Below are 20696 nucleotides of genomic sequence, written 5' to 3'. Positions count from 1 at the left end.
ACGGTCACTCGAGGTGTCCCGCCTGCCGGATGGTGTCGGCGAGCTGTCGTACCGCCCGGTCCTGCGTGATGTCCGCCAACCTGTCTGCCCGGTCGGCCAGTTCGCGAAGGCGTGGCGCTCCCGGCAGGGGGCTCCAGCGGTCGTCGCCCCGGCGGAGGGCGTCGGCGAAGTAGGCGGCCACCGCGGTGACCTGGAGGCGCGGGCTCGCGCCGCCCAGGGAGTCGGCGAGGGTGTCCGACTCCAGTTGGCCCGACTCCTCGTGCGGGGTGCGGGTCTCGGGGTCCTGCCAGCGAACGGTGGCGGTGGCGAGGTGGCCGTCCGCGCCCGGCCGGGTGCGGACGGCGTAGAGGGCGGTGACGGTGTGGCCGGGGCCGACCTCGCCGCCGTCGACGCGGTCGTCGCGGAAGTCGTCGTCGGCGACGCGGCGGTCGTCGTAGCCGACCAGCCGGAAGTCCGTGACCGTCTCCGGGTCGAAGGCGACCTGGGCCTTGGCGTCGCGGGCGGTGAGGTCGATGTTCTGCGGGAGCTGCTCGCAGAAGACCTCGCGAGCGTCCTTCTCGTCCGAGACGTATGTGGTGTGGCCGTCGCCCTTGTCGGCGAGGCGTTCCATCAGGGCGTCGCCGTAGTCGCTGCCCACGCCGACGCCGAAGAGGGTGATGCCGTGCTCGCGACGGGCGCCGTCGATGCGGTCGAGGATGGCGTCGGGGTCGGTGTCGCCGTCGTTGGCGAGGGCGTCGGAGACGAGGACGACCCGGTTGGTGGCGCCCTCGCGCAGGCCCTTGACGGCGGTGGCGTAGCCGGTCTCGACGCCCGCCGCGAGGTTGGTGGAGAAGGTGGGCTCCAGGCTGTCGATCGCGTCGTGGATCTCGTCGCGGTTGCCGTCGAGGCGGGTCATCGGCAGGACGGTCTCCGCCTCGTCGCTGAAGGTGACGATCGCGACCGAGTCGTCGTCGCGCAGCCGGTCCGTCATCACGCCGAGGGACTTCTGGGCGAGGTCGAGGCGGCCGGGTTCGGACATGGAGCCGGAGATGTCGATGACGAAGGTGAGGGCGGCCGGCGGGCGTTCGCCGTGCTGGTCTCGCGCGTTGCGGGTGGCCAGGCCCACGCGGACCAGGGACCAGTCCTTCTCGTCGGTGCGGGCGCCGTCGACGGTCACCGTGAAGCCGTTGCCGGCGGGACGCTCGTAGTCCTGGCGGAAGCTGTTGACGAACTCCTCGGGGCGGATCGTCGAGGGGTCGGGGCGCTGTCCGTCGGCGAGGGTGCGGCGGGCGTAGCCGTAGGACGCGGTGTCGACGTCGAGGGCGAAGGTGGAGAGGTGGTCGGGGGCGGTGTCGCGGGACTCGTCGTCCCGTTCGCTTCCCCGGCTGTGGTCGGGGGCCGGGAAGGCGCTGGCGCCGTTCGCCCGGTCCGCGCTGCTGTTGTCGCCCGAGCCGCCCGCCCCGCATCCCGTGAGGAGCAGGCCGCCCGTGGCGGTGAGTGCGAGGAGAGCGGCCCGCAGCCGCCGTGTCCCGTGCCGGTCCATCGTCCGTGCCCCCTTGGCCAGTTGACGCCGTGTCTGTGACTGTGACGGGCCGGGGAGCCGGAACGTGCGCTACGGGGGGTTGCGGATGAATCTCGAACAGGGCACGGACGACGGCCTTCGAGACCGGTGGGTGATCCTCCGGTGACCTACGACACCACGTCCTTGCGGGCGAAACCGCGGAAGGCCAGCGCGAACAGCACGAGGGCGTACGTTATCGACAGGGCCGTCCCCTGGATCATGTCGGACCACTCCAGTCGGGGGCGGACGGCGTCGAGCCAGGCGTACTGCCAGTGCGAGGGCAGGAAGTCCCGCCAGTGGCCGAGCGCCGTCACCTGGTCGAGCACGTTGCCGACGATGGTCAGGCCGACCGCGCCGCCGACCGCGCCCAGCGGGGCGTCCGTCCTGGTGGACAGCCAGAACGCCAGGGCGGCGGTGACCAGTTGGGACACGAAGATGTACGCCACCGTGACCAGGAGGCGCTGTGCCGCGGTGCCTGCGGCCAGCTCACCGCCGGTGGGCAGCTCCAGCGGGCCCCAGCCGTAGGCCGCCGTGCCGACGGCGAGCGCGACCAGCGGCAGGAGCAGCATCGCGGCCAGGCTGAGCCCTAGTCCGACGACCAGCTTGGACCACAGCAGCCGGGCCCGGGGCACGGGCGCCGCCAGCAGGTAGCGCAGGGAGGACCAGCCGGCCTCGGAGGCGACCGTGTCCCCGCAGAACAGGGCCACGGGGATGACCAGGAGGAAGCCCGCCGAGGCGAACAGGTTCACCGCGGCGAAGTTCGCGCCGGACAGGGTGGCCGTGTCCATCAGGTTCACCCGGTTGTTGCCGCCGCCCGGCCCGCCACCCACCTGAAAGGCGATGAGCAGCACGAACGGCAGGGCGAACAGGATCCCGCCCATGACGATCGTGCGGCGTCGCTTCAGCTGCCGGACCAGTTCCACCCTCAGGGGCAGCGTGCGGCCGGCGCGATAACCCTCGGCGACCTCCGCGCTGTCGATCAGCGTGCTGCTCATGCGGAGTCTCCGATCAGGGTGAGGAAGGCGTCTTCAAGGCGGCGGTGCGGGCCGACCGCCTCCACGGGGATCTCCAGCCGGACGAGTTCGGCGACCAGGCGCCGGGCGCTGCCGTCGGCGTCGAGGCGGACCACCAGCCCGCCGTCGGTACGGACCGCCGAGGCCACGCCGGGCAGGGCGGCGACCTTCTCGACGAGGGGTTCGTCGACCGGGCCGGCCGTGCCGACCAGCAGGGTGTCGCCGGAGCCGATGATCTCGCCGACCGGGCCCGCCTGGACGAGCTGTCCGTGGTCCATCACCACCAGGTGGGTGCAGGACTGTTCGACCTCGGACAGCATGTGGCTGGAGACGATCACCGTGCGGCCGGCCGCCGCGTAGCGGATCATCACCTCGCGCATCTCGCGAATCTGCGGCGGGTCGAGTCCGTTGGTCGGCTCGTCCAGTATCAGCAGGTCGGGCAGGCCGAGCATGGCCTGGGCGATGGCGAGGCGCTGGCGCATGCCCTGCGAGTAGGTGCGGACCGCGCGCTCCAGGGCGGTGCCGAGGCCGGCGATCTCCAGGGCCTCGTCCAGGTGGGCGTCCTGGGGCGGGCGGCCGGTGGCCCGCCAGTACAGCTCGAGGTTCTCCCGGCCGGACAGGTGCGGCAGGAAGCCGGCGCCCTCGACGAAGGCGCCGACGCGGGACAGCACGGGGGCGCCGGGCGCGATGGCGTGGCCGAAGACGCGGATCTCGCCGCCGTCCGGTGTGATCAGGCCCATCAGCATGCGCAGGGTGGTCGTCTTGCCCGCGCCGTTCGGGCCGAGCAGGCCGAGGACCTGGCCCTTCTCTACCCGGAAGGACAGGTCGCGGACCGCGTACCGGTCGGCGGACTTCGCGTACCGCTTGCTGAGATCCCTTATCTGGAGGGGGACCTCGGCGAGGCCGGGGTCGGGGGCGGGGGCCGTGGTGCGGCGCCTCGCCGTCAGGAGGAGGGCGAGCGCGGTCACCGCGCCGGCCAGGGGCAGCCACCACACCCACGAGGGCAGCGGTGCGGGCGCGTCGCTGCCGGCGAGGGTGGTCGGCACCAACAGGTCGCCCTTGAGGGAGACCGTGTACGTCGCCGGGGCGGCCGGTGAGGCGTAGCCGAGGTCGGTGGAGGCGAGGACCAGGCGCAGCCGGTGGCCGTCCTGCACCTCGTGGTCGATCGCCGGGAGGGTGAGGGTGACGTCCTTGCCGGCCTTGGCGTCCTCGACGCGCAGGGGCTCGACCAGTTGGGAGGGCAGCACCTGCTGTCCGCGGCCGGGGCCGACGTCGTACACCTTGGCGAAGAGGACCGCGTCGTCGCTCGTCGACTTCACGTGGACGGTGACCGTCGGGGACCCGGTGATCCGCAGGTCGTCCTTGACGGGGGCGGACTCGAAGCCGGCGTACTGGCCGGGGAAGTCGAGGGAGATCCCGACGCCGAGCGTGGAGAGCTGGGCGAGGCCGCCGGCGCCGCCGATGCCGGGCAGGGCGGAGACGGCGGGTGGGCTGGAGCCGGCCGGGTTCTCGAAGGACTGCTCGCGTCCGGCGAGGGCGATCGGGCGCGGGTCGCCCTCCAGGCCGGGGTAGGTGTCGGCGTCCACGCCGCTCAGCCGGGTCTCGCCGTCGCCGGTGCCGGAGTCGAGGGTGCGGGTGACGCGGAAGCCGGGGCCGGTGTCGGCGCCCTTGTCGTCCTTGAGGTAGCGGTCGAACCAGGAAGCGACCCGGGCCTGGACCCGGCCGGTCTCCATGTCGCCGCCGTCGTGTCCACCCGCGATCCAGTCGACGTCGACGGGGGCGCCGTTGGCGCGGATCGCCTTCGCCGCGGCGTCGGCCTGGCCGAGCGGGAAGAGGGAGTCGGTCTGGCCCTGCAGCAGCAGGGTGGGCACCTTGATGCGGTCGCCGACGGCCGACGGCGACCGCTCGTCCAGCAGCTTTTCGGCCTGCGCGTCCGGGGTGCCGGACTCGGCGACCCGCTCGTACATCCGGCACAGCTGCGGCTCGAACTTGGCGCAGCCGCCGCCGGAGTTGACGAAGATGCCCGCCCAGAGCTTCTTGAACACGCCGTTCGGGAAGAGCGCGTCGCTGAGGTTCCAGTAGGTGATCGCCGGGGCGATGGCGTCCACGCGGTCGTCGTAGCCGGCGGCGAGCAGGGAGATCGCGCCGCCGTACGAGGCGCCCGCGACGCCGACGCGGGGGTCGCCGGGTTTGTCGAGCTGGACCTCGGGCTGCCGGGCGAGCCAGTCGATCAGCTTCCTGACGTCCTGGACCTCGCCCTTCGGGTCGTTCAGGCCGATCTTCCCGGTGGACCTGCCGAAACTGCGCGCCGACCAGGTCAGTACCGCGTACCCGTCCCGGGCCAGGTTCTCGGCCTGTTGCCGCACGTCGTCCTTGCTGCCGCCGAAGCCGTGCGCGAGCAGGACGGCGGGGCGGCGTCCGGCGTCGGACGAGGTGAAGTACGAGGTGTCGATGCGGACGCCGTCGAGGGCCATGAGCTGGTCCTCCCGGTGCACCGGGGCCGGCTTGTCGTCGGCCACGGCCGTCCATGTCCCGGCACCGGCGAGCACGACGACGGCGGCCACGGCGGCGGCGAGCCGTCGTGGCCGCCGTCGTAGGTCACGCAGCGGCGGCAGTCGAAGATCCATGTGTCAACGGTACGGGGTGAAAAGGTCGGTGAGTCGCCGACCGGGGGGTGAACCGGGGGCCATCCCGTGGGGGTAGACGGCGTCGTCGTGTACCGCGTTCGCGGTACGGCCGACGGCCGGTGACACGACGGCGCCCCGACTCTCCGGCCCAAGCGGAGGGTCGGGGCGCCGTACGCGCTCAGTGGTTGCGCGGGAAGCCCAGGTCGACGCCCGCCGGGGCGTCGGCCGGGTCGGGCCAGCGGGTGGTGACGACCTTGCCGCGGGTGTAGAAGTGCGTGCCGTCGTTGCCGTAGATGTGGTGGTCGCCGAAGAGCGAGTCCTTCCAGCCACCGAAGGAGTGGTAGCCGACGGGGACCGGGATCGGGACGTTCACGCCGACCATGCCGGCCTCGACCTCCAGCTGGAAGCGGCGGGCGGCGCCGCCGTCCCGGGTGAAGATCGCGGTGCCGTTGCCGAACGGCGAGGCGTTGATGAGGGCGATGCCGTCGTCGTAGGTGTCGACGCGCAGCACGGTCAGCACCGGGCCGAAGATCTCGTCCTGGTAGGCCTTCGCCGTGGTGGGGACCTTGTCGAGGAGCGAGATGCCGATCCAGTGGCCGTCCTCGAAGCCCTCGACCGTGAAGCCGGAGCCGTCCAGGACGACCTCGCAGCCCTCGGCGGCCGCGCCGGTGACGTAGGACGCCACCTTGTCGCGGTGCACCTTGGTGATGAGCGGGCCCATCTCGGAGGCCGGGTCGTTGCCGGGGCCGATCTTGATCTTCTCGGCGCGCTCGCGGATCTTGTCGACCAGCTGGTCACCGATGGACCCGACGGCGACGACCGCGGAGATGGCCATGCAGCGCTCGCCCGCGGAGCCGTAGGCGGCGGAGACGGCGGCGTCGGCGGCCGCGTCCAGGTCGGCGTCCGGCAGCACCAGCATGTGGTTCTTGGCGCCGCCCAGGGCCTGGACGCGCTTGCCGTTCGCGGAGGCGGTGGTGTGGATGTAGCGGGCGATCGGGGTCGAGCCGACGAAGGAGACGGCCTTGACGTCCGGGTGCTCCAGGAGGCGGTCGACGGCCACCTTGTCACCGTGCACGACGTTGAAGACGCCGTCGGGCAGACCGGCCTCGGCCAGCAGCTCGGCGATCTTGAGGGAGGCCGACGGGTCCTTCTCGGACGGCTTGAGGACGAAGGTGTTGCCGGTCGCGATGGCGATCGGGAACATCCACATCGGGACCATCGCCGGGAAGTTGAACGGCGTGATGCCCGCGACGACACCGAGCGGCTGGCGGATGGAGGCCACGTCCACGCGGCTGGCGACCTCGGTCGACAGCTCACCCTTCAGCTGCACGGTGATCCCGCACGCCAGGTCCACGATCTCCAGGCCGCGCGCGACCTCACCGAGGGCGTCGCTGTGCACCTTGCCGTGCTCGGCGGTGATCAGCTCGGCGATCGCGTCCCGGTTCGCCTCGAGCAGCGCCCGGAAGCGGAACAGGATCGTGGTGCGCTTGGCGAGCGAGGAGGTGCCCCAGGTCGCGAACGCGTCCTTGGCGGCGGCGACCGCGGCGTCGACCTCGTCGACGGAGGCGAACGCGACCTTGGTGGTGACCGCGCCGGTCGCCGGGTCGGTGACCGGCCCGTAGTTCCCCGACGCGCCTTCGACGGTCTTGCCGCCGATCCAGTGGTTGACGATCTTCGTCATGACCGGGTACTCCTTTTCACAGATGGCGGCGTCGGGTTGAGACGTGCCGTTCGTACAGCTCTCGGGCCTTCACCGCGGACGGTCGAGTCGCGGTTTCGGCCACAGGTACATCCCACCAGGCCTGCGCCGGAGGCGGGCCCGACACTGTGTCTGCCGTTTCGGTCTCGACGTAGACACATGTGGGAGTGTCGGCGGCCCGCGCCTCCTCGAGGGCGGCGCGGAGGTCTCGTACGGTCTTCGCGCGCAGCACGCGCATACCGAGACTGGCCACGTTGGCGGCCAGGTCCACGGGCAGCGGGGCGCCCGTGTAGGTGCCGTCCTCGGACTGGTAGCGGTAGGCGGTTCCGAATCGCTCGCCGCCGACCGTCTCGGACAGGCCGCCGATGGAGGCGTAGCCGTGGTTCTGGATCAGGAGCAGCTTGATCGCGATGCCCTCCTGCACGGCCGTGACGATCTCCGTCGGCATCATCAGGTACGTTCCGTCGCCGACCAGCGCCCAGACGTTGCGGTCGGGCGCGGCCATCTTGACACCGATCGCGGCCGGGATCTCGTAGCCCATGCAGGAGTAGCCGTACTCCAGGTGGTACTGGTCCCTGGACCGGGCGCGCCACAGCTTGTGCAGGTCGCCCGGGAGGGAGCCGGCCGCGTTGATGATCACGTCGGACTCGTCCACCAGGGCGTCCAGGGCGCCGAGGACCTGCGGCTGGGTCGGCCGGATGTCGGGCTCGTCGGCCTCGTAGCAGGCGTCGACGCGCTGCTCCCAGCGCTCCTTGTCGAGCGTGTACTCGTCGACGTACGTGCCCGTGACCCGGTGGGCGTGCAGCTGGAGTGCCTCGGTGAGCTCCGTCAGGGCGCTGCGGGCGTCCGCGACCAGGGGCGTACCGGCGAGCTTGTGGCCGTCGTAGGGCGCGATGTTGAGGTTGAGGAAGCGGACGCCGTCGGCGGCGAACAGGGTGCCGGAGGCCGTGGTGAAGTCCGTGTAGCGGGTGCCGACGCCTATCACCAGGTCGGCCTGGCGGGCCAGTTCGTTGGCGGTGGCGGTGCCGGTGTGGCCGATGCCGCCGACGTCCTGGGGGTGGTCGTGGCGCAGGGAGCCCTTGCCGGCCTGGGTGGAGGCGACCGGGATGCCGGTGGCGCTCGCGAACTCGGCGAGGGCCTCCTCGGCGCGGCTGTGGTGGACTCCGCCGCCGGCGACGAGCAGGGGGCGCTGGGCCGACCTGATCGCCCGCACGGCCTCCGCGAGTTCGGTGGGGTCGGCGCCCGGCCGGCGTACGGTCCAGGTGCGCTCGGCGAAGAACTCGTCCGGCCAGTCGTGGGCCTCGGCCTGGACGTCCTGCGGGAGGGCGAGGGTCACGGCGCCGGTCTCGACGGGGTCGGTGAGGACCCGCATCGCCTGGAGGGCGGCCGGGATCAGGGCTTCCGGGCGCGTGACGCGGTCGAAGTACCTCGACACGGGCCGCAGACAGTCGTTGACGCTGATGTCGCCGGCGTACGGCACTTCGAGCTGCTGGAGGACCGGGTCGGCGACCCGGGTGGCGAAGGTGTCGCCGGGCAGCAGCAGGACCGGGAGGTGGTTGACGGTCGCGAGGGCCGCGCCCGTCACCAGGTTGGTGGCGCCCGGGCCGATGGAGGTGGTCACCGCGTGGGTGGAGAGGCGGTTCGACTGACGTGCGTAGCCCACGGCCGCGTGCACCATGGACTGCTCGTTGCGGCCCTGGTGGTAGGGCATGTCGTCGGCGTACTCGACGAGCGCCTGGCCGAGGCCCGCGACATTGCCGTGGCCGAAGATGCCCCAGGTCGCGGAGATCGACCGCTGCCGTACGCCGTCGCGTTCGGTGTACTGGGCGGCGAGGAAGCGGACCAGCGCTTGCGCGACGGTCAGGCGGATCGTCATCGGTACCCCTCGGTGTGGTCCGGGTGGAAGCAGATCCGCCACTCCCGCGTCTCACCCGGTCCCGCCATGACGTTGAGGTAGTACATGTCGTGGCCGGGCTGGGCGATGGACGGGCCGTGCCATCCGTCGGGGACGAGGACGGCGTCGCCGGAGCGGACCTCGGCGAGGACGTCGGATCCGCCCTCACGGGAGGGAGATACGCGCTGATAGCCGAAACCGTTCGGGCCGTCGATCTCGAAGTAGTAGATCTCCTCCAGCTCGGCTTCCACGCCGGGCCGGTTCTCGTCGTGCTTGTGCGGCGGATACGAGGACCAGTTGCCGCCGGGAGTGACCACCTCGACGGCGATGAGCTTGTCGCAGTCGAAGGCGTCGGCGGAGGCGAAGTTGCGGACGTGCCGCAACTGGGTGCCGCTGCCGCGTTCTTCGACGGGGACCTCCGGCGCGGGGCCGTAGCGGGCGGGGAGTCGTCGCTCGCACTTCGCTCCTGCCAGGGCGAAGCGGCCTCCCGCGCCGGAGGCGATCGATGCCTGGGCGTCCCGGGGCACGTACGCGAAGTCCGAGACTCCGGCGAACACGCTTTCCCGGCCCAGGAGTTGGAATTCCTCGTTACCGATGTGGACCGTACAGGCGCCTTCCAGCGGAAGCACGATCCACTCGCTGTCACCGGAGGTGAAGGTGTGGGTGCCGCCGGGTGCCAGCTCGACGATGCGCAGGCTGCTGTGGGTCCAGCCGGCCCGCTTGGGGTCGATGTCCATCGTGTACTGGGCGTTGGCGGAGCCGCCCTTGGGGACGTACAGCTCGTTCTGTGTCATACGGCGGCCCTCACAGCAGTCCTACGGCGGTGTCCACGGCGGCGGCCACGTCGCCGTCCGCCGGGTACAGCAGCGAACGGCCGACCACGAGGCCGCGCACGGTGGGGAGTTGGAGGGCGCCGCGCCACTTCTCGTACGCGCCGTCCTGGTCGTCCCCGACCTCGCCGCCGAGCAGTACGGCGGGGAGCGTGGAGGTCGCCATGACCTCGCCCATGTCGTCGGGGTTGTCGGTGACCGGGACCTTGAGCCAGGTGTAGGCCGAACTGCCGCCCAGGCCCGAGGCGATGGCGATCGACTTGCTGACGGCCTCGGCGGAGAGGTCGTTCCTGACCTTGCCCTCGGTGGTTCGGCCGCTGATGAACGGCTCGACGAACACGGGGAGTTTCCGTGCGGCCATGTCGTCGATGGCGCGGGCCGTGGACTCCAGGGTGGTGAGGGAGCCCGGGTCGTCGTAGTCGATGCGCAGGAGCAGTTTGCCGGCGTCGAAGCCGAGGCGCTCGATGTCCTCGGGGCGGTGGCCGGTGAAGCGGTCGTCGAGCTCGAAGCTCGCGCCCTGGAGGCCGCCGCGGTTCATGGAGCCCAGGACGACCCTGCCGTCCAGGGCGCCGAGCAGCAGCAGGTCGTCCAGGATGTCGGCGGTGGCGAGGACGCCGTCGACGCCGGGGCGGGACAGGGCCAGGCAGAGGCGCTCGAGCAGGTCGGCGCGGTTGGCCATGGCCATGCGGTTGGCACCGACGCCGAGCGCGCCCCGGGCGGGGTGGTCGGCGGCGATGATCATCAGCCGGCCGTTGTCGTTGAGCAGCGGCCTGCGGGTGCGGCGGGCGGCCGCCTCGGCGATCGCCTCGGGGTGTTCGGCACGCAGGCGGACGAGTTCCGCGATGTCGATCCTCACTTGACCGCTCCCGCCACGATTGCGCTGTCGATCTCGTCGGTCGTCGGCATCGCCGAGCTGCACTCCAGACGGGAGGCGACGATGGCCCCGGCCGCGTTGGCGTGCCGCATGATCTTCTCCAGGTCCCAGCCGCTGAGCAGGCCGTGGCAGAGGGAGCCGCCGAAGGCGTCACCGGCCCCGAGGCCGTTGAGGACGTTCACGGGCAGGGGCGGGACCTCGGCGGACTCGCCCTTGCTGTTGACGGCGAGGACGCCCTTGGGGCCCTGCTTGACGACCGCCAGTTCGACACCGGCGTCCAGGAGGGCGCGGGCGGCGGCGTGCGGCTCGCGTACGCCGGTCGCGACCTCGACCTCGTCGAGGTTTCCGACGGCGACGGTGGTGTGGCGCAGGGCCTCTTCGTAGAACGGGCGGGCGGACTGCGGGTCCGACCAGAACATCGGGCGCCAGTCCAGGTCGAAGACGGTGGTGCCCGCCTTCGCGCGGTGGGCGAGGGCCGCCAGTGTCGCCGTACGACTGGGCTCCTCGCTCAGGCCGGTGCCGGTGATCCAGAAGATGCTCGCCTCACGGATCGCGTCGAGGTCCAGCTCGTGGGCGTCGATCTCCAGGTCGGGGGCCTTGGGCTGCCGGTAGAAGTACAGCGGGAAGTCGTCCGGCGGGAAGATCTCGCAGAAGGTGACGGGGGTCGGCAGCCCCGGGACCGGGGTGACCCAGCGGTCGTCCACGCCGAAGCCCTGGAGGGCCTCGTGCAGATAGGTGCCGAAGGGGTCGTCGCCGGTGCGGGTGATCACTGCGGTCCGCCGTCCCAGGCGGGCCGCGGCGACCGCGACATTGGTCGCCGATCCTCCGAGGAACTTGCCGAAGGACGTCACCTGCGGCAGCGGGACACCGGTCTGGAGTGGATACAGGTCCACACCGATCCGCCCCATGGTGATCAGGTCGTACGCCATCGGCTTCCCTTCGTACCTGCGTCGGCTCTCCCGGCGTTTGTAGTCCCGGACGCCGCGCCCTGTCAATGTTTTGTCCAGACATTCGGACGAGACCTTGACAGCGCTTGCTGTGCGAACCGAAGCTGACCGGCATGACAGCGCCCGCATCTCAGCCCTCACTGTCCCGCATCCGGATCGGCTCGGCTCCCGACTCCTGGGGCGTGTGGTTCCCCGACGACCCCCAGCAGGTCCCCTGGCAGCGCTTCCTCGACGAGGTCGCGGACTCCGGTTACGAGTGGATCGAGCTGGGGCCGTACGGGTATCTGCCGACCGATCCCACGGTCCTGACCGAGGAGGTGTCCCGGCGCGGCCTGAAGGTGTCCGCGGGCACCGTCTTCACCGGCCTGCACCACGGCGAGGCCGTGTGGGAGAAGACCTGGGCGCATGTCGCGGACAACGCGGTGCTGGCGCAGGCGATGGGTGCCAGGCACCTGGTCGTGATTCCGTCGTTCTGGCGGGACGACAAGACGGGGGAGGTGCTGGAGTCGTCCTCGCTGACGCCCGAGCAGTGGCGGAACCTGACCTCGCTGACCGAGCGGCTGGGACAGCGGGTGCGGGAGGAGTACGGCCTCCAGATCGTCGTCCACCCGCATGCGGACACCCACATCGACAGCGAGGAGAACGTCGTCCGGTTCCTCGACGGGACGGACTCCTCCCTGGTGTCGCTGTGCCTGGACACCGGGCACTACGCGTACTGCGGCGGCGACAGCGTCAAGCTGATCGAGACGTACGGGTCGCGGATCGGGTATCTGCACCTCAAGCAGGTGGATCCGGAGATCCTCGCGGACGTACGGGCCAAGGGGACGCCGTTCGGGCCCGCGGTGGCGCAGGGTGTGATGTGCGAGCCGCCTTCGGGTGTGCCGGCGCTCGGGCCCGTGCTGGAGGCGGCGGGGCGGCTGGACGTCGATCTGTTCGCCATCGTCGAGCAGGACATGTACCCGTGCGAGCCGGATCGGCCGTTGCCGATCGCTCAGCGCACCAGGGCGTTCCTGCGGTCCTGCGGGGCGTAGCGCCCCCAAGGGTGTTGCTGTGGCCCCTGGGCTGTGAAGCTGGGGCGATGGTATTGGTCCGTACCGGACGTGGGTCCGGTGGGTTGTGGGAGTTCGCCCTCGGGGCGCCTCATCCTCGGCTGCGGCCCGGGGTGTTGAGCTATCGCGGGATTCGGCTGGCGATGGACCGGCCGCGGCGGCGCCTCGAAACGCCCGTCGGGGCCGCCACGCTGCTGTTGGGGTTCGAGCAGCCCGTTTGCATCACGCGCGCGGGACGGGCCCCGGAGACCCTCGTCTCCGTCTTCTGCGGGCCCACCACCACAGCCGCCGTCGGTGAACACGGCGGCCGGCTGTCCGGCATCGAGGTGATGCTCACGCCCTGGGCCGCGTTCACGCTGTTCGGGACCCCGCAGTACGAGCTCGCCGATCGGGTGGTCGATCCCGACGCGCTGCCGCACACCCTGGACCGGCGGGTCGGTGAACTCGCCGTGTCACTGGCCGTGCTGCCCTCCTGGGAGGAGCGCTTCCGGTTGCTGGACGACGTGTTCGCGCGGTGGTGGGACGCCGGTACGCCCTGTTCGGCCCGGGTGGTGCGGGCCTGGTCGGAGCTCGTGCGGACGGGTGGTGCCATGCCGGTGCGACGGCTCGCCGAGGAGGTGGGCTGGAGCGTGCGGCAGTTGGAGAACCGGTTCCGGGAACAGATCGGACTGGGGCCCAAGGCGGCGGCGAGGGTGCTGCGGTTGCAGCGGGCCCGGCGGCTGCTCGACGCGGGGCGTGGACAGGCGGAGACCGCGGCGGCCTGCGGGTTCTACGACCAGGCGCATCTGAGCGGCGAGTTCAAGGCGATGACCGGGTGCACGCCCCGGGAGTTCACGACGGCCCGGCGGCTGCCCTTCGCCGTCGCGCCGCCCGGGGACCGGATGGACGGCGAGGCGACGAGCCTGATCCTCGCGTCCGGGACGACCGGTGCCTCAGGTGCGCCTGCTGCAGCCGATGCTTCCTGGCGAAGTGCGGATTTCTCCAAGACCCACGGGACCACCTGACTGCACGCTGTGCGCGTCCGGCCGGTCGATCCGGGGGATGGCCGGGGGGAGCCGGTGGGTCGGGCCCGGCGCAGCGGGTCCGGCCCACCCTGGCGATGTCAGTGGCGCCGGCCGTGTCTTCGGAGGGCGCAGTCGTCCGGGACGGCCCCCGGTGTCAACGCGCCACGCCCTCGCGCCCGCGTACGCCTTTGCGTCACCTCTGTCACAAACGTCCCCTCCGTGTCATACATGTCCCGTGTACGCGAGCCGGGTGTCACACCAGGCATACAGGCGCTGACCGAAAGTCACCGCGCGTCGTTCACCGGGCGCAGGATTTGTGATCGCCAGCGCAGCGCCCGGTCCCCCCGACGGCCTTTCCCGGCCGCTGCCGCGGTGCGCGCGGGGAGGTGCACGACATGACCGACCGAAGGCTCTGGTCGTACAAGGAGATCGCGGCGCACATCCGTGTGCAGCCGGACACCGTGCGGTCGTACCGCAAGCACGGGCTGCTGCCGCCACCCGATCACGTCGAGGGCGGCAAGCCCTTCTGGTTCGCGGACACCGTGCGCGCGTGGGTCGCGTCCCGACCGGGCAACCGGGGGCGGAGAGAGGACTGAGGCCCGGCTCGCGCGGTGACGTCGGTTGCCCGCGTCCTCCACGTCGGCACCCGCGTCCGGTTTGGGTGCGGCGCGCGGGTCGGGCCGAACGGGGGTGGCCGCCACCGCGGGCGCCTAGCCGAACTTGGCCGAGTCCGCCCGCGCCCGCATGGACTGTAGGCAGGGGGCGGTCTCACCTCCGGCACCCAGGCCCCCGACGACCCACCGGCGGCACCTGGTTGGCCGCAGTCGTCCTGTGCCCACCCCCTGAAAATCCCGGGCCAGAAGAAGCCGGTGTCTGGCACAGTCGGCCCATGAGCGACTTCTCCGTCAAACCCGTGCTGACCGGCGACAGGACCGTGCTGCGGCCGTTCACGGAGGCGGATGCCGAGGTCATGGCGGAGATCATCGAGGACCCCGAGGTCGTCCGCTTCACCGGCGCCCCTTCCGGCGAGCTCACCCTGGAGCGGCTGCGGTCCTGGTACGGCTCCCGCTCCGAGCAGCCCGACCGTCTCGACCTCGCGGTCACCGACCGCGCCACCGGCGAACTCGTGGGTGAGGTCGTCCTGCACATGGGGGTCCCCCCGCTCGAGCGAAGTCGAGAGTGGGGGAGGGACAGCGACGCCCGCAGCTGCACCTTCCGCACCCTCATCGGCCCCCGCGGACGCGGCCGGGGCCTCGGCACCGAGGCCACCCGTCTGATCGTCGGCTACGGCTTCGAGCAACTCGGCCTGCACAGGATCGAGTTGGAGGCCTACGGCTACAACGCCCGCGCCCTGCGGGTCTACGAGAAGGCCGGATTCGTGGTCGAAGGTGTGCGGCGGGAGGCCGATCTGAGGGACGGCGAGTGGGTGGACTGGGTGATCATGGGCATCCTCGACCGCGAGTGGGCCGCCCTCAGCTCCACGGCTCGATGACCGTCACCCCTGCTCCGGGTGCCGTACCCATCGCCGCCAGGGCGTCCGGGACCGCGTCCAGTGTGATCGTCGATGTGACCAGCAGATCCGGTCGCAGTACGCCCGCCCGGACCAGTTCCAGCATCGGCGGGTAGGTGTGGGCGGCCATGCCGTGACTGCCGAGGATCTGGAGCTCCAGGGCGATCGCGCGGGCCATGGGGACCGGGGTCGTGCCGTCCGGCGAGGGCAGCAGGCCGACCTGGATGTGCCGGCCGCGGCGGCGCAGGGAGTCGACGGAGGCCGCGCAGGTGACGGGTGAACCCAGGGCGTCCAGCGAGAGATGGGCCCCGCCGCCGGTCAGGTCGCGGATCGCCGCCGCGGTGTCCTTCGTGCCGGTCGCGTCCACGCACTCCGCCGCGCCGAACTTCCGTGCCAGGGCCAGGGCCCGGGGAGACACGTCCACCGCCACCACCCGGGCTCCCGAAGCCGCCGCGATCATCACCGCGGACAGGCCCACGCCGCCGCAGCCGTGCACCGCGACCCACTCCCCCGCGGTGACCCCGCCCTGCTGTACGACCGCCCTGAAGGCCGTGGCGAAACGGCAGCCCAGGGACGCGGCCGTACTGAAGGACATGTCCCGCGGCACGGCCACCAGGTTCACATCCGCGTGGTCCAGCGCCACGTACTGGGCGAAGGAGCCCCAGTGGGTGAAGCCGGGCTGTGTCTGGCGCTCGCAGATCTGGTGGTCACCGGTGGCGCAGGACGCGCAGGTGCCGCAGGCGCAGACGAAGGGGACGGTCACCCGGTCGCCGGGGTGCCAGGCGCTCACGCGGGGGCCGACCGCTTCCACCACGCCGGCGAGTTCATGGCCCGGTACATGAGGGAGGGTGATGTCCGGGTCGTGCCCCTGCCAACCGTGCCAGTCGCTTCTGCAGAGACCGGTGGCTTCCACCCGGACGACCACGCCGTGGTCCGACGGGTGGGGGTCGGGGACATCACGTACCTCCGGACGTTCGCCGTATCGTTCGAAGACCACCGCTCGCATCTGCCGTCCCCTCGCCGTTTCCTCTGCCGGTACATCCTGGCCGGTCGCGCCCCGCGGCGGGTACACCTCTTGGAGAAATACCCCCTAGGGGTATAGGGTTGTGCACCATAGACAGTGCATACCTCTCATGAGTCATCAGGAGAACGACATGACCACTCAGACCGACACCGCCGGCTCCGTCACCGCCGTCTACAAGGTGAGCGGGATGAGCTGCGGGCACTGCGAGGGCGCCGTCTCCGGGGAGATCTCCGAGATCGACGGGGTCAGCTCGGTGAAGGCGGTCGCCTCCAGCGGGGAGGTGACGGTCGTCTCCTCCGCGCCGCTGGACGAGGAGGCGGTACGCGCCGCCGTGGACGAGGCCGGCTTCGAGCTCGTCGGACGGGCCTGAGAACGTCGCGACAGGGGGTGCGGAGCCGCACATCGCTTGCAGCCCCGCGCCCCCGAGGGAGTTGCCCTGCATGTCCAGCGTCACCGAACCCGCGCCCATAGCGACGGCCTCCGAAGTCGAGCTGCTCATCGGCGGGATGACCTGCGCCTCGTGCGCCGCCCGGGTCGAGAAGAAACTCAACCGGATGGACGGCGTCACCGCCACGGTCAACTACGCCACCGAGAAGGCCCGGGTCAGCTACCCCGCCGGGGTCGAGGTCGCCGACCTCATCGCGACCGTGGTGAAGACCGGGTACACCGCCGAGGAACCCGCGCCGCCCGCGGAGGAGCCGTCCCGGGACGACCCGGAGCTCACCGCCCTCCGGCAGCGGCTCCTCGTCTCCGTGGCGCTCGCCGTCCCAGTCGTCGCGCTCTCCATGGTCCCCGCCCTCCAGTTCGACAACTGGCAGTGGCTCGCGCTGACCCTCGCCTCGCCCGTCGTCGTCTGGGGTGCGTGGCCCTTCCACCGGGCCGCCTGGACGAACGTCAGGCACGCCGCGGCCACCATGGACACCCTCGTCTCGGTCGGGACCCTCGCCGCGTTCGGCTGGTCGCTGTGGGCCCTGTTCCTCGGTGACGCCGGCATGCCGGGCATGCGGGAGCGGTTCGAGCTCACCGCCGGCGGCATGGACGGCGCCTCGACGATCTATCTCGAGGTGGCCGCCGGAGTCACCGCCTTCATCCTCCTGGGCCGGTATCTGGAGGCTCGCGCCAAGCGCCGCGCGGGGGCGGCCCTCAGGGCCCTCATGGAGCTCGGGGCCAAGGACGTCTCCGTCCTGCGGGACGGGCGGGAGGTGCGGATTCCGGCCGAGCGGCTGGGGGTCGGGGACCGGTTCGTCGTACGGCCCGGCGAGAAGATCGCCACCGACGGCACCGTCGTCGACGGCGCCTCCGCCGTGGACGCCTCCATGCTGACCGGCGAGTCGGTACCGGTGGACGTCGGCGTCGGGGACGTGGTCACCGGCGCGACCGTCAACGCCGGTGGGCGGATCGTCGTGGCGGCCACGCGGGTCGGGGCGGACACGCGGCTCGCGCGGATGGCGAAGCTGGTGGAGGACGCGCAGAACGGCAAGGCGGAGGTGCAGCGGCTGGCCGACCGGGTCTCCGCGGTCTTCGTGCCGGCCGTCATCCTCATCGCGATCGGCACCTTCGGGGGGTGGCTCGGCGCCACCGGGGACACCGTCGCCGCGTTCACGGCGGCCGTCGCCGTGCTGATCATCGCCTGCCCGTGTGCGCTGGGCCTGGCCACACCGACCGCGCTCATGGTCGGCACCGGGCGCGGCGCCCAGCTCGGCATCCTCATCAAGGGGCCCGAGGTCCTGGAGTCCACGCGGCGCGTGGACACCGTCGTCCTGGACAAGACCGGCACGGTGACCACCGGCCGGATGACCCTCCAGGAGGTCCACGTCGCCCAGGACGCCGACGAGAAGCAGGTGCTGCGGCTCGCGGGCGCCCTGGAGCACGCCTCCGAGCACCCGGTCGCCCGGGCGATCGCCGCGGGCGCCGAGGACCGGGTCGGCCCGCTGCCCGGGGCCGAAAGCTTCGAGAACGTCCCCGGTAAGGGCGTACGCGGGCGCGTGGAGGGCCACGAGGTGGTCGTGGGGCGGCTGATCGACGTGCTGCCCGCCGAGCTGGCCCGGGCGAAGGAAGAGGCCGAGCGGGACGGCCGTACGGCTGTCGTCGTCGGGTGGGACGGCGTGCCGCGGGGTGTCCTGGCCGTCGCGGACGCGGTCAAGGAGACCAGCGCCGAGGCGGTGCGATCACTGCGGGCGCTGGGGCTCACGCCGGTGCTGCTGACCGGGGACAACCGGGTGGTGGCCGGCGCGGTGGCCCGGGCCGTCGGAATCGACGAGGTGATCGCCGAGGTGCTGCCCGAGGACAAGGTCGCTGCCGTACGGCGGCTTCAGGGCGAGGGACGTGTCGTCGCGATGGTCGGTGACGGGGTCAACGACGCGGCCGCGCTCGCCGCCGCCGACCTGGGGCTCGCCATGGGGACCGGGACCGACGCGGCGATCGAGGCGGGGGATCTGACGCTGGTGCGCGGGGATCTTCGGGTGGCCGCGGACGCGATCCGGCTCTCGCGGCGCACGCTCTCCACGATCAAGGGCAATCTCGTGTGGGCCTTCGGGTACAACGTGGCGGCGCTGCCGCTGGCCGCCGCCGGGTTGCTGAACCCGATGATCGCCGGGGCGGCGATGGCGTTCTCCTCGGTGTTCGTGGTGACCAACAGCCTGCGGCTGCGTGCCTTTCGTTGAGGATTCCTTTGACCGGCCCCTCTGGAGTCCGGGGCCACGCTCACATAAGCTCTTCACAAGACTCGCGCATCGTCCTTACGCTTGGGTCTCGTTCGCAGTATCCGGGCTCTTGCGTATCTAACGGACATTTGCAAGAGACGCAGATCACAGTGATGTGAACGTAACCATCGAAGGGGTTCAAAGGTCTAAGTTGGCGATGTCAGGCAGCGTCTTGGGGGGCGTTGACTGGCATCTGAGGATGTCTTGGGGGACTTCCTCGGAGCTGCGTTGCCGGGGCACGCACTAAGGGAAGCTTTGAGCGGCCCTCCCGACCGTGCGTTGTCCCGGCAGACCGCACACAGGACTAGTACGAGGAGTTTTGCTCGTTCTGCTCAACAGCAGTACCAGCAGTACCGGAAAGACAGCGATTTCAGGCGCTGGTCTCTCAGACGCCCGGCCGGATCCCGTGGGGGGAATCCGCACCGGGACATGGGAAGGCGCCCTGGACGCCGGCCCGTGGGGGGACCGTCGCCAGGGCGCCTTCCGCTTTTGCGGATCGAACCGGGGGTTCAGGGGACTACAGGTCGTCTCCGGCCCCCTGGCCGGTGGGGGCCGATCGCGCGGTTCCCCGCGCCCCTGAAAAGCAGGTCGGCCCAGCCACCGGCGCTTGTCAGCGCTCCTCGACCGGGATGAAGTCCCGCTCCACGACGCCCGTGTAGATCTGGCGCGGGCGGCCGATACGGGAGCCGGGCTCCTTGATCATCTCGTGCCACTGGGCGATCCAGCCCGGAAGGCGGCCGAGGGCGAACAGGACCGTGAACATCTCGGTCGGGAAGCCCATGGCGCGGTAGATCAGACCGGTGTAGAAGTCGACGTTCGGGTAGAGGCTGCGCGAGACGAAGTAGTCGTCGGAGAGCGCGTGCTCCTCCAGCTTGAGCGCGATGTCCAGCAGCTCGTCGGACTTGCCGAGGGCCGAGAGGACGTCGTGCGCGGCCGCCTTGATGATCTTCGCGCGCGGGTCGAAGTTCTTGTAGACCCGGTGGCCGAAGCCCATCAGCCGGACGCCGTCCTCCTTGTTCTTCACCTTGCGGATGAAGGAGTCGACATCGCCGCCGCTGGCCTGGATGCCCTCGAGCATCTCCAGCACGGACTGGTTGGCACCGCCGTGCAGCGGGCCCCACAGGGCGTTGATGCCGGCGGAGATCGACGCGAACATGTTCGCCTGGGACGAGCCGACGAGGCGGACCGTGGAGGTCGAGCAGTTCTGCTCGTGGTCGGCGTGCAGGATGAGCAGCTTGTCCAGCGCGGCGACGACGGTGGGGTCGGGCTCGTACTCCTGCGCCGGGACCGAGAAGGTCATGCGCAGGAAGTTCTCGACGTAACCGAGGTCGTTGCGCGGGTAGACGAACGGGTGACCGATCGACTTCTTGTACGCGTACGCGGCGATCGTCGGAAGCTTGGCAAGGAGCCGGATCGTCGAGAGGTTGCGCTGCTTCTCGTCGAAGGGGTTGTGGCTGTCCTGGTAGAACGTGGACAGCGCGGAGACGACCGACGACAGCATGGCCATCGGGTGGGCGTCGCGCGGGAAGCCACGGTAGAAGTTCTTGACATCCTCGTGCAGCAGGGTGTGCTGCGTGATGTCGTTCTTGAACACCGAGAGCTCGTCGACGGACGGAAGCTCACCGTTGATCAGGAGGTAGGCGACCTCCAGGAACGTGGAGCGCTCGGCCAGCTGCTCGATCGGATAGCCGCGGTACCGGAGGATACCGGCCTCGCCGTCGAGGTAGGTGATGGCGGATTTATAGGCGGCGGTGTTGCCGTAGCCGCTGTCCAGGGTGACCAGACCGGTCTGGGCGCGGAGCTTTCCGATGTCGAAGCCCTTGTCGCCGACGGTGCTGTCGATCACCGGGTAGGTGTACTCGCCATCGCCGTACCGCACTACTACAGAGTTGTCGCTCACGTCATCCCTCACCGACGTTGTGCCTCTTCTTCGAGGTTGCCCTGACTGTCTCTACCATCCCCCATTTGGCGCAGGAGAGTGCA

General features: G+C 71.0%; 16 protein-coding genes. 6 read left to right on the top strand and 10 right to left on the bottom strand.

From position 1 onward, the window contains the following. Positions 1–4: 4 nt before the first annotated feature. The 8 genes from BFN33_RS35105 to iolC all read right to left on the bottom strand — a co-directional run bounded on the left by BFN33_RS35105 (position 5) and on the right by iolC (position 11406). Positions 5–1522 carry a VWA domain-containing protein gene (locus BFN33_RS35105; RefSeq protein WP_069764230.1) on the bottom strand — a complete coding sequence of 506 codons (1518 nt, stop codon included), beginning with the start codon at positions 1520–1522 and terminating at the stop codon, positions 5–7. 146 nt (positions 1523–1668) lie between these two features. Beyond that, positions 1669–2535, bottom strand: coding sequence for an ABC transporter permease (locus BFN33_RS35100; RefSeq protein ID WP_069764229.1), 867 nt, complete (start codon positions 2533–2535; stop codon positions 1669–1671). Next, positions 2532–5180, bottom strand: coding sequence for an alpha/beta fold hydrolase (locus BFN33_RS35095; RefSeq protein WP_069764228.1), 2649 nt, complete (start codon positions 5178–5180; stop codon positions 2532–2534). The genes BFN33_RS35100 and BFN33_RS35095 overlap by 4 nt, the downstream gene beginning before the upstream one ends. Before the next feature lie 178 nt (positions 5181–5358). Then, on the bottom strand, positions 5359–6861 hold the full coding sequence (gene mmsA / locus BFN33_RS35090) for a CoA-acylating methylmalonate-semialdehyde dehydrogenase (protein WP_069764227.1): 1503 nt from the start codon (positions 6859–6861) through the stop codon (positions 5359–5361). A 16-nt stretch (positions 6862–6877) separates the two neighbouring features. Continuing rightward, positions 6878–8755, bottom strand: a complete 1878-nt coding sequence (gene iolD, locus BFN33_RS35085) for a 3D-(3,5/4)-trihydroxycyclohexane-1,2-dione acylhydrolase (decyclizing) (protein WP_069764226.1) — start codon at positions 8753–8755, stop codon at positions 6878–6880. Further along, entirely contained in the window at positions 8752–9567 is an 816-nt protein-coding gene (gene iolB, locus BFN33_RS35080; RefSeq protein WP_069764225.1) for a 5-deoxy-glucuronate isomerase, read from the bottom strand. Before iolB ends, iolD begins: the two co-directional genes overlap by 4 nt. 10 nt (positions 9568–9577) lie before the next feature. Beyond that, on the bottom strand, positions 9578–10459 hold the full coding sequence (locus tag BFN33_RS35075) for a deoxyribose-phosphate aldolase (RefSeq protein ID WP_069764224.1): 882 nt from the start codon (positions 10457–10459) through the stop codon (positions 9578–9580). Then, positions 10456–11406: a 5-dehydro-2-deoxygluconokinase gene (iolC, locus tag BFN33_RS35070; protein ID WP_069764223.1), complete on the bottom strand. Its 951-nt coding sequence runs from the start codon at positions 11404–11406 to the stop codon at positions 10456–10458. Before iolC ends, BFN33_RS35075 begins: the two co-directional genes overlap by 4 nt. Before the next feature lie 131 nt (positions 11407–11537). Between iolC and BFN33_RS35065 the strand changes: the two genes are divergently transcribed. The 4 genes from BFN33_RS35065 to BFN33_RS35050 all read left to right on the top strand — a co-directional run bounded on the left by BFN33_RS35065 (position 11538) and on the right by BFN33_RS35050 (position 14969). After that, positions 11538–12455: a sugar phosphate isomerase/epimerase gene (locus tag BFN33_RS35065; RefSeq protein WP_069764303.1), complete on the top strand. Its 918-nt coding sequence runs from the start codon at positions 11538–11540 to the stop codon at positions 12453–12455. Positions 12456–12616: 161 nt separating this feature from the next. Further along, positions 12617–13477, top strand: a complete 861-nt coding sequence (locus tag BFN33_RS35060) for a helix-turn-helix domain-containing protein (RefSeq protein ID WP_256122935.1) — start codon at positions 12617–12619, stop codon at positions 13475–13477. A 395-nt stretch (positions 13478–13872) separates the two neighbouring features. Then, positions 13873–14073 (top strand): AlpA family transcriptional regulator, encoded by a 201-nt coding sequence (locus BFN33_RS35055; protein WP_030600956.1) that lies wholly within the window; start codon positions 13873–13875, stop codon positions 14071–14073. 293 nt (positions 14074–14366) lie between these two features. Then, entirely contained in the window at positions 14367–14969 is a 603-nt protein-coding gene (locus BFN33_RS35050; RefSeq protein WP_069764222.1) for a GNAT family N-acetyltransferase, read from the top strand. Here BFN33_RS35050 and BFN33_RS35045 read toward each other — a convergent pair. After that, entirely contained in the window at positions 14950–15993 is a 1044-nt protein-coding gene (locus BFN33_RS35045) for a zinc-dependent alcohol dehydrogenase family protein (RefSeq protein WP_069764221.1), read from the bottom strand. The genes BFN33_RS35050 and BFN33_RS35045 overlap by 20 nt on opposite strands. Before the next feature lie 148 nt (positions 15994–16141). Here BFN33_RS35045 and BFN33_RS35040 point away from each other — a divergent pair, with 148 nt between their 5' ends. Together BFN33_RS35040 and BFN33_RS35035 are read left to right on the top strand one after the other, a co-directional pair. Beyond that, positions 16142–16381 carry a heavy-metal-associated domain-containing protein gene (locus BFN33_RS35040; RefSeq protein WP_069764220.1) on the top strand — a complete coding sequence of 80 codons (240 nt, stop codon included), beginning with the start codon at positions 16142–16144 and terminating at the stop codon, positions 16379–16381. A gap of 70 nt (positions 16382–16451) precedes the next feature. Next, the gene (locus BFN33_RS35035; protein ID WP_069764219.1) at positions 16452–18674 is read left to right on the top strand and encodes a cation-translocating P-type ATPase; all 2223 of its coding nucleotides are present in this window, start codon (positions 16452–16454) and stop codon (positions 18672–18674) included. Between the two features lie 649 nt (positions 18675–19323). Here BFN33_RS35035 and BFN33_RS35030 read toward each other — a convergent pair. Then, on the bottom strand, positions 19324–20613 hold the full coding sequence (locus tag BFN33_RS35030) for a citrate synthase (RefSeq protein ID WP_062049527.1): 1290 nt from the start codon (positions 20611–20613) through the stop codon (positions 19324–19326). Positions 20614–20696 lie beyond the last annotated feature (83 nt).

Origin of the sequence: Streptomyces sp. LUP47B (genome assembly GCF_001746295.1) — a bacterium.
In the GTDB taxonomy this organism is placed as follows: Bacteria; Actinomycetota; Actinomycetes; order Streptomycetales; family Streptomycetaceae; genus Streptomyces.
This window is presented reverse-complemented; position numbering and strand designations above follow the sequence as displayed.